The following is an 8,756-nucleotide window of genomic DNA, read 5'->3' as shown; positions in this document are numbered from 1 at the left end:
TGAGGGGGCATGTTTCCTTTATCTCCTGCGGCCAGTGGGGCAGATCGGCTAAAACCGCCGCGATGCGCGGCAACGCCGACCCACCTGCAGCGCTGAGCGCAGTCCGTACGTCGCTAAACGGGCGCCCCGAGCCTTTGTTCTTATTGTGGTCGTAATTTACATTTTCAAGAAATTGCGGTATTTTGGTGATAGGGCAATAGAGTAATCTAATGATACAATGTATATTATTAGCCTTTTTTGGCATATCTTTACTAGTGAGGCGGATTTAATAAAACGAATGGTGTGTTTTTGAACAGATTACAGGAGATATGCAAAAGAGGTGAGAGCAAATGGTGCAACTGCTGAGGGATGCCCTGAAAGTAATTATTCTTTTTATAGGTTGTACATGTCTATTTTATTTTGGTTTGCGGTATATGCATACTGAATATGAACAATTTCACCGGTACGATCCGCCGCAAGGGCCGTCAGTAAAAGTTTTTGAGACTGAAGATGGAAGTTTCATGGATCGGCTTAATTTACTTTATCGCTTAGGGGAGTAATGTTTATGCTAAAGCCCGCTTTTGAGGATTTTATCCACTATTTAATAGTGGAACGCGGCGTAACGGATAATACATTAAAATCATATCAGCGCGATTTGAAAAATTATATGTATTATCTGGAAAGGGCACGCCGGAAATCGGTCTGGAACGAAATAGGACGAGCCGACATTATAGGGTTTCTGTATAAGCTTAAGGAGGAAGGCAAATCACCGGCAACGATTGCCAGAGCGATTTCTTCAATCCGGTCCTTTCATCATTTCCTGATTCGGGAACAGCTTGTCGAACATGATGCAAGCATACATATCGAAACACCTAAAAAAGAACAGAAATTACCTGCTACCCTGACGTCACAGGATGTTGAGGCCTTACTGACAATTGACGGGAATACTCCTTTAATGATCCGGAATAAAGCAATGCTCGAACTGATGTATGCCACAGGGTTGCGTGTTTCGGAACTGGTGGGCCTGAAAGTAGGTGATCTTCATTTGACGATGGGATTTTTGCGCTGTATGGGAAAGGGCTCCAAAGAAAGAATTGTCCCGCTCGGCGATGTTGCCAAAAAAGCGATGGATGATTACTTGCAGGATGCCAGGCCAAGTCTTGTCAAACGGAAGGAAGATAAGAACGCACTATTTGTTAACCAGCATGGAAGACCATTGTCCCGTCAAGGTTTTTGGAAAATATTAAAAGGGATTGCTCGTGAAGCCGGAATCAGAAAAACAATTACACCACATACTCTGAGGCATTCATTCGCTACACATCTATTGGAAAATGGCGCGGACTTGCGGTCGGTTCAGGAAATGCTCGGTCATTCTGATATTTCCACAACACAAATTTACACACATATCACAAAAACCAGATTAAAAGATATCTATCAATCTTATCATCCGCGGGCTTAGCATGTCAGGCAGCAAATGGCAGATGAATATCATTTTTTCGTCGCTATAGTCGTCAGACATCATACAACAAAAAGGAAGATAGCATACTGTTAAACAAAACGGGGAAAAACAGCTATAGGAGGTATTGATATGCAACCATTTAAACGCGTGTTTTTGATTGTAATGGATTCCGTGGGGATTGGCGAGGCACCGGATGCAAAAGAGTTTAACGATGAAGGTGCCGATACATTGGGACATATTGCAGAACAGATGGACGGCCTGAACATGCCGAATATAGGAAAATTGGGACTCAGTAATATCAGAAAGATACAGGGAATTGAAAAATCTGCATCGCCAATAGCCCACTATACAAAAATGCAGGAAGCCTCCAACGGGAAAGATACGATGACAGGCCATTGGGAAATTATGGGATTGAACATCCAGCAGCCTTTCCGGACGTTTCCTGATGGTTTTCCGGACGAATTGATTGCTGATTTGGAAGCAAAAACAGGCAGAAAAGTTATCGGCAATAAACCGGCGTCAGGTACAGCTATCATCGAAGAGTTGGGGCAGAAGCATCTGGAAACCGGAGCACTAATTGTTTATACATCGGCAGACTCTGTGTTGCAGATTGCCGCACACGAAGAAGTTGTACCATTGGATGAATTATATAATATTTGTGAAATCGCCCGGGAGCTGACCTTAAATGAAAAATATATGGTCGGCCGTGTCATTGCAAGACCCTTCATTGGCGAATCAGGTGCATTTCAGCGCACAGCCAATCGACATGACTATGCATTGAAGCCGTTTGGCCGGACAGTGATGAATGAACTGGAGGATGCTGATTATGATGTAATCGCCCTCGGTAAAATATCAGATATCTATGATAATGAAGGTGTCACCGAAGCAATCCGTACAATTGATAATGAAGATGGCATGACCAAATTGATCGATTCTATGTCAAAGGACTTTACGGGATTAAACTTTTTGAATTTGGTTGATTTTGACGCCAAGTATGGGCACAGACGAGACCCTGAAGGCTACGGGAAAGCCCTGGAAGCATTTGATGCAAGACTGCCGGAAGTGATGAACCGTTTAAATGAAGACGATTTGCTTATCATTACCGCAGATCATGGAAACGATCCGATTCATCACGGTACCGATCATACACGCGAGTACGTGCCACTGCTCATTTATCATACAAACATGAATCAAGGGAAAGAGCTTGCTTTAAGGGAGACATTTGCTGACATCGGTGCTACCATCGCTGACAACTTTAATATAAAAATGCCGGAACATGGAAAAAGTTTTTTGAACGATATTAACTAAGGGAGGATACCATGGATCAGACAACTATTATGGAGGCAGCCTCATATATAAACGAAAAGATATCGAATGCTCCCGCTATCGGTCTCATTTTAGGATCGGGACTCGGCGTTTTAGCAGATGAAATCGACAATCCGGTTACGGTTTCCTATAAAGACATACCGCATTTCCCGGAATCAACCGTTATGGGGCATAAAGGACAGCTTGTCACAGGTGAGCTGGAAGGAAAACAGGTCGTCGCGATGCAAGGACGCTTTCATTATTATGAAGGTTACTCAATGCAACAAGTGACGTTTCCAGTCCGGGTGATGAAAGAACTGGGAATCGATTCGATCATCGTTACCAACGCGGCCGGCGGTATCAATAAGGTATTTAACCCCGGCGATTTAATGCTGATTACAGATCATGTCAATAACATGGGTGATAATCCGCTGCTCGGTCCGAATGATGAAACACTCGGTGAACGCTTCCCGGATATGTCACAAGTATATGATGAAGTCTATTTCCGGCATGCAAAAGACTGCGCATCGGCATTGGGCTTAACGGTGCAGGAGGGTGTATATGTCGGAAACACGGGTCCCACATATGAGACACCGGCAGAAATCAATATGCTTCGGACGCTTGGCGGAGACGCTGTCGGTATGTCAACAGTTCCGGAAGTGATTGTTTCGGGACACGCGGGATTGCGCGTGCTGGGCATCTCCTGCATATCCAATATGGCAGCTGGTATTCTAGATCAGCCGCTGACACACAACGAAGTGATTGAGACAACAAAACAGGTACGTGAGGACTTTCTCAAGTTTGTTAAAGAAATTATCCGTACACTGCCAAATTAGAACAAGGGTGGAAACGTTTGTTTAGCGACGTACGGACTGCTCAGCGCTGCAAATGGGTCGGCGTTACCCGCATCGCGGCGGTTTTAGCCGATCTGCCCCACTGGCCGCAGGAGATAAAGAAAACATGCCCCCTCATAGGGGGTATGCCAGACGTTGGGCGCAAAGCCCGGGTTTATTCGGCCTTCCTTGAACTTCTGGAATCGATGTTTCCTTATCGTACGGAGGTAAGGGAAATCGCGCTAGTCGCTGGAACCGGACGTGGCTCATTCTGTAGTCAAAGGATATATAGATTTACTTAACTTACAATAAAGGTGATTATATGCGAATGTATGACATCATTGAAAAAAAGCGTGACGGTGAAAAGCTTTCAAAAGAAGAAATCCGTTTTTTTGTCGATGGCTACACTAATGGTGATATCCCGGACTACCAAGTCAGTGCACTGATGATGGCTGTGTTTTTCCAGGATATGACCGAAGAAGAACGAGCCGAATTGACCACGGCAATGGTGGAGTCAGGGGACCAGATTGATCTTTCTGCTATTTCCGGTATTAAAGTGGATAAACATTCGACCGGCGGAGTTGGTGATACGACGACCCTGATACTTGCCCCTCTGGTTGCTTCTGCCGGAGTACCGGTACCCAAAATGAGCGGCAGAGGACTTGGACACACCGGTGGAACGATTGATAAACTAGAAGCAATACCTGGATTTCATGTTGAAATTTCCATCGATGAATTTATTAATCTGGTTAATCGGAACAAAACAGCAGTCGTCGGCCAGACCGGCAATCTGACGCCTGCAGATAAAAAGCTCTACAGTCTAAGGGATGTTACGGCAACGGTAAATTCAATTCCACTGATTTCCAGCTCCATCATGAGCAAGAAAATAGCGTCGGGCGCAGATTCTATTGTACTGGATGTTAAAACCGGTGCCGGTGCTTTTATGAAAGAACTTGACGATGCCAGAGAATTAGCGAAGGCTATGGTATCGATTGGCAACCGGGTCGGAAGAAATACGATGGCAGTCATCTCAGACATGAGCCAGCCGCTGGGTAAAGCTGTCGGTAATGCCCTGGAGGTCAGAGAGGCGATTGAAACATTGCAGGGAAATGGACCGGGAGATTTAACCGAATTATGTTTGGAACTGGGGAGTCATATGGTTGTATTGGCAAATAAGGCCGACACACTTGATGAAGCCCGAAAACAGTTGACTGATAATCTGAACAGCGGAAAAGCAATCGAACAGTTCAGAGTGTTTCTTGAGGCACAGGGCGGTGATTCGCATGTAGCTGATAATCCGGATTTATTGCCGCAAGCATCTTACACAGTTGATTTGCCTGCTGAAAAGTCAGGGACTGTTTCTGAAATCGAAGCAGATGCTATAGGAACAGCGGCCATGATGCTTGGTGCAGGAAGAGCGACAAAAGATTCCGACATTGATTTGTCCGTCGGAATCGTGTTCAATAAAAAAATCGGAGATGCCGTCAGTAAAGGCGAATCACTTTTGACTATTCACGCAAATACCAAGACCGTGGATAATGTAAAAGAAAAATTATACGCAAACATTGTCATCTCGGATGAAACCGTGGAGAAACCGCCGCTGATATATGAGAACATCACCAACTAAATCATCCTTGAAGCAAAAAACGCATGCTGATTCCAGTATGCGTTTTTTGCCCCCATATAACGACCAGTAGCCCGCCAAAATACGGCGGCTGTTCAACTAACAATCAGCGGGAAAAGACATCCGCTGATTGAAGTTTCACTTTATCGTATAAGAACACATTGAAATGGCAACCCTAAAACTATATTGAATGTTGGAGGTTGAGTGATGAAAAAGTTTGTTTTATTGACTAGCATTATACTTTCAATTCTATTCATGCCATTTACGGTGTTCGGTGAAGAAAATGGTGAAAATGATACGGAACAACAGCTTAATTTAGCTCCGGATGCCCAGTCAGGCATTTTGATGGAGCGCGATACCGGCAAAATAATGTTTGACAAAAACGCGCATGAAAAATTGCCACCTGCCAGTATGACAAAAGTTATGACTCTATTACTGATAATGAAGGCTCTTGATGAGGGAAAAATCGATAAAGATGAAACCATCAGAATCAGTGAACGCGCAGCCTCGATGGGGGGGTCTCAAATATTTCTTGAAGCCGGTGAAGAAATGAGTGTCGATGACCTTCTGAAAGGGGTAGCCATCGCTTCGGCAAATGACGCAAGTGTCGCCCTGGCCGAAAGAATTGCCGGCAGTGAGAAAGCATTTGTAGAACAGATGAATAAAAAAGCAAAGGCATTGGGGCTGGAAAATACACGGTTCCAGAATACCACCGGCCTTCCGGCTGAAGATCATTACAGCACTGCCCATGATATGGCGGTTATGGCTAAAGAATTATTAAAATATGAATCCGTAACCGAATATACGTCTATTTATGAGGATTATTTACGAAAAGGCGAGGAGAACGAATTCTGGCTGGTGAATACGAATAAGCTGGTTAAATTTTATCCTGGCGTTGACGGGCTTAAAACCGGTTATACAAACGAAGCAAAATATTGTTTAACAGCAACAGCGGAAAAAAATGATATGCGGATGATTGCAGTTGTTATGGGTGCTGATACGACTAAGGAACGGAATGCAACAATCACCGGTATGCTTGATTACGCATTCAATCATTTTGAAACAAGAAATTTATACAAACAAGGACAGACCATTACAACATTGGATTTATTGAAAGCGGAAGATACATCCATTGATGTGACGGCATCCGAATCAATCAGTACTATCCACCGTAAGGGTGAGGGTGACAAAGACGTGAAAACCTCAGTGAATCTGAAATCCGATGTTGATCTGCCAATCAATAAAGGTGAACAGGTTGGCGAATTAATTGTAAAAAACAACGGTGAAACATTGTCAAAAACGCCGTTAATTGTGGATTACGATGTCCAAAAAGCATCGTATTTAACGTTATTAAAACGGACAGCTCAAAATATGGTGAAATAACGGAATCTCTGACGAATTACTTCTTCTTTTGTCAGGAAGCAGGAATTAATCCAGCTTTTAGCGAAAAAGTATCCAGAACGAAAAAGTGGGGAGGAAACAATATGGGTTTGTCTACTGCGTTTGACGTCAAAGAAGATGTCCTGGTTGTCAGAATGTCCGGAGAATTGGACCACCATGAAGCAGAAGCATTGCGCAACGAATGGAAGGAAATGATGTATACAAACGCCATTAAACATGTTGTGCTGAATCTTGAATCTGTAACGTTCATGGACAGCTCAGGGCTTGGTGTTGTTCTTGGCAGATACAAAGAAGTGCTGCAGCTGGGAGGGGAAATGGTTGTTTGTTCCGTTTCGGCGCCAGTCCGGAGATTGTTCGAAATGTCCGGTATGTTTAAGATTGTAAGGTTGGAGGAGAACGAAGAACATGCGTTATTTACGTTGGGGGTGGCATCATGAAAAATGAAATGTTTGTAGAATTTGCGAGTGTCAGCGAAAATGAATCGTTTGCCAGGGTAACAGTTGCGTCTTTCGTAGCACAGCTGGATCCAACAATGGATGAGCTGACAGAGATTAAAACAGTCGTTTCCGAAGCTGTAACGAATGCCATTATTCACGGTTACAATAATGAGCCAGGGCATCATGTTTCAATATCCTGTATGCTGCATGGAGGCGAGGTTGAACTGACAATCAAGGATAACGGCATTGGCATCGGTGATGTGGATGAAGCGAGGCAGCCACTCTATACATCAAAGCCTGAATTGGAAAGGTCCGGAATGGGATTTACCATTATTGAAAACTTCATGGATGTATTGGAGATTATATCTTCACCTGAAACTGGTACAACTGTTCATATGACAAAACAACTTTCAAAAAAAACGGTTTCTAAATAGGGATGCCTATGGATGTAAATGTCAGTCATGATAATCGTCAGGAATCGTTAAGTGACGAACAGGTGAAGATGTATATTCATAAAAGCCAGCAAGGTGACAAACAGGCACGGGATATACTTGTCGAGAGTAATGTCAGACTTGTTTGGTCAGTTGTACAGCGCTTTATCAACCGCGGATATGATCCGGATGACCTGTTTCAGATAGGAAGTATCGGACTTATTAAAGCAATAGATAAATTTGACTTATCTTATGACGTCAAATTTTCCACGTACGCTGTACCGATGATAATCGGTGAAATACAGCGGTTTATACGGGATGATGGAAGCATTAAAGTAAGCCGTTCCCTAAAAGAAACCGGCAATAAAATACGAAAAAAACGGGATGAATTGACAAAACAACTCGGACGTGCCCCAACTGTACTGGAAATCGCCGAATCACTTCATATCACCTCAGAAGAAGTCGTCCATGCCGAGGAAGCCGCAAAATCACCACATTCGATCCATGAAACTGTGTTTGAGAATGATGGGGATCCGATTACGTTATTGGATCAGATTGCCGACGATGGTACAAAATGGTTTGATAAACTGACGCTGCAGGAGGCAATCAGGCGGCTGAATGAACGTGAGCGGCTGATATTATATTTGCGGTATTACAAAGACCGGACACAATCCGAAGTTGCCAAACGACTTGGTATATCACAAGTACAGGTATCGAGACTTGAGAAGAAAATATTAGAAGAAATGAAAGTGAATATGAATCCATGAATCAAGGCTGTCCTGAAAATAAGCTGAGCCGTTACAAACGGGATACATCAGGACAGCTTTTTTTGTAATATAAAAAAGTATAATTTTTTGGCTCTGCGAATGCTTTATCAAAAATTGCCACGTCCGGCTCCAGCGCTAAAGCTGTAGCGTGACTTCCTTCACCTCCGTCCGATAAGTCAACAGCGATTCCAGAAGTTCAAGGAAGGCCAACTAAATCCGGGCTTTGCGCCTAACGTCGGCATACCCCCTATGAGGGGGCATGTTTCCTTTATCTCCTGCGGCCAGTGGGGCAGATCGGCTAAAACCGCCGCGATGCGCGGCAACGCCGACCCACCTGCAGCGCTGAGCGCAGTCCGTACGTCGCTAAACGGGCGCCCCGCGCCTTTGTTCACAGTTTTGGCTTCTTAATTTGCACTGTTGACTTTTACAGCATCTTTTTGATGTTCACTGAGGACTTCCGCCATGGCTTCAGCTGTATTTCTGAGTTCCTCGCGATTATTATCAATCCCTCCGAATTCGA

9 protein-coding genes are annotated in these 8,756 nt (G+C 44.0%); all 9 read left to right on the top strand.

The window, feature by feature from the left end:
- Positions 1-329 precede the first annotated feature (329 nt).
- Positions 330-539, top strand: coding sequence for a YqzK family protein (locus VK097_RS13085; RefSeq protein WP_324212254.1), 210 nt, complete (start codon positions 330-332; stop codon positions 537-539).
- A gap of 5 nt (positions 540-544) precedes the next feature.
- Positions 545-1,438 carry a site-specific tyrosine recombinase XerD gene (xerD, locus tag VK097_RS13080; protein WP_324212253.1) on the top strand — a complete coding sequence of 298 codons (894 nt, stop codon included), beginning with the start codon at positions 545-547 and terminating at the stop codon, positions 1,436-1,438.
- Between the two features lie 129 nt (positions 1,439-1,567).
- Positions 1,568-2,746 (top strand): phosphopentomutase, encoded by a 1,179-nt coding sequence (deoB, locus tag VK097_RS13075; RefSeq protein ID WP_324212252.1) that lies wholly within the window; start codon positions 1,568-1,570, stop codon positions 2,744-2,746.
- A gap of 11 nt (positions 2,747-2,757) precedes the next feature.
- Positions 2,758-3,579 carry a purine-nucleoside phosphorylase gene (locus VK097_RS13070; protein WP_324212251.1) on the top strand — a complete coding sequence of 274 codons (822 nt, stop codon included), beginning with the start codon at positions 2,758-2,760 and terminating at the stop codon, positions 3,577-3,579.
- A 319-nt stretch (positions 3,580-3,898) separates the two neighbouring features.
- The gene (locus VK097_RS13065) at positions 3,899-5,203 is read left to right on the top strand and encodes a pyrimidine-nucleoside phosphorylase (protein ID WP_324212250.1); all 1,305 of its coding nucleotides are present in this window, start codon (positions 3,899-3,901) and stop codon (positions 5,201-5,203) included.
- Positions 5,204-5,407: 204 nt separating this feature from the next.
- Positions 5,408-6,583, top strand: coding sequence for a D-alanyl-D-alanine carboxypeptidase family protein (locus VK097_RS13060; RefSeq protein ID WP_324212249.1), 1,176 nt, complete (start codon positions 5,408-5,410; stop codon positions 6,581-6,583).
- 101 nt (positions 6,584-6,684) lie between these two features.
- Entirely contained in the window at positions 6,685-7,038 is a 354-nt protein-coding gene (spoIIAA, locus tag VK097_RS13055) for an anti-sigma F factor antagonist (RefSeq protein ID WP_324212248.1), read from the top strand.
- Positions 7,035-7,472, top strand: a complete 438-nt coding sequence (spoIIAB, locus tag VK097_RS13050; RefSeq protein ID WP_324212247.1) for an anti-sigma F factor — start codon at positions 7,035-7,037, stop codon at positions 7,470-7,472. The genes spoIIAA and spoIIAB overlap by 4 nt, the downstream gene beginning before the upstream one ends.
- A gap of 8 nt (positions 7,473-7,480) precedes the next feature.
- Positions 7,481-8,236: an RNA polymerase sporulation sigma factor SigF gene (gene sigF / locus VK097_RS13045; protein WP_324212246.1), complete on the top strand. Its 756-nt coding sequence runs from the start codon at positions 7,481-7,483 to the stop codon at positions 8,234-8,236.
- The last annotated feature ends 520 nt before the right edge of the window (positions 8,237-8,756 follow it).

Origin of the sequence: Lentibacillus sp. (assembly GCF_035301675.1) — a bacterium.
GTDB lineage: Bacteria > Bacillota > Bacilli > Bacillales > Amphibacillaceae > Lentibacillus.
The sequence above is the reverse complement of the archived record's forward strand: the minus strand, read 5'-3'. Positions and strand labels throughout refer to the sequence as shown.

Coding starts and splice junctions, on each gene's coding strand:
- deoB (WP_324212252.1), top strand. CDS start 1,568: ATGCAACCATTTAAACGCGTGTTTTTGATTGTAATGGATTCCGTGGGG.
- spoIIAA (WP_324212248.1), top strand. CDS start 6,685: ATGGGTTTGTCTACTGCGTTTGACGTCAAAGAAGATGTCCTGGTTGTC.
- VK097_RS13065 (WP_324212250.1), top strand. CDS start 3,899: ATGCGAATGTATGACATCATTGAAAAAAAGCGTGACGGTGAAAAGCTT.
- xerD (WP_324212253.1), top strand. CDS start 545: ATGCTAAAGCCCGCTTTTGAGGATTTTATCCACTATTTAATAGTGGAA.
- VK097_RS13060 (WP_324212249.1), top strand. CDS start 5,408: ATGAAAAAGTTTGTTTTATTGACTAGCATTATACTTTCAATTCTATTC.
- VK097_RS13085 (WP_324212254.1), top strand. CDS start 330: ATGGTGCAACTGCTGAGGGATGCCCTGAAAGTAATTATTCTTTTTATA.
- VK097_RS13070 (WP_324212251.1), top strand. CDS start 2,758: ATGGATCAGACAACTATTATGGAGGCAGCCTCATATATAAACGAAAAG.
- sigF (WP_324212246.1), top strand. CDS start 7,481: ATGGATGTAAATGTCAGTCATGATAATCGTCAGGAATCGTTAAGTGAC.
- spoIIAB (WP_324212247.1), top strand. CDS start 7,035: ATGAAAAATGAAATGTTTGTAGAATTTGCGAGTGTCAGCGAAAATGAA.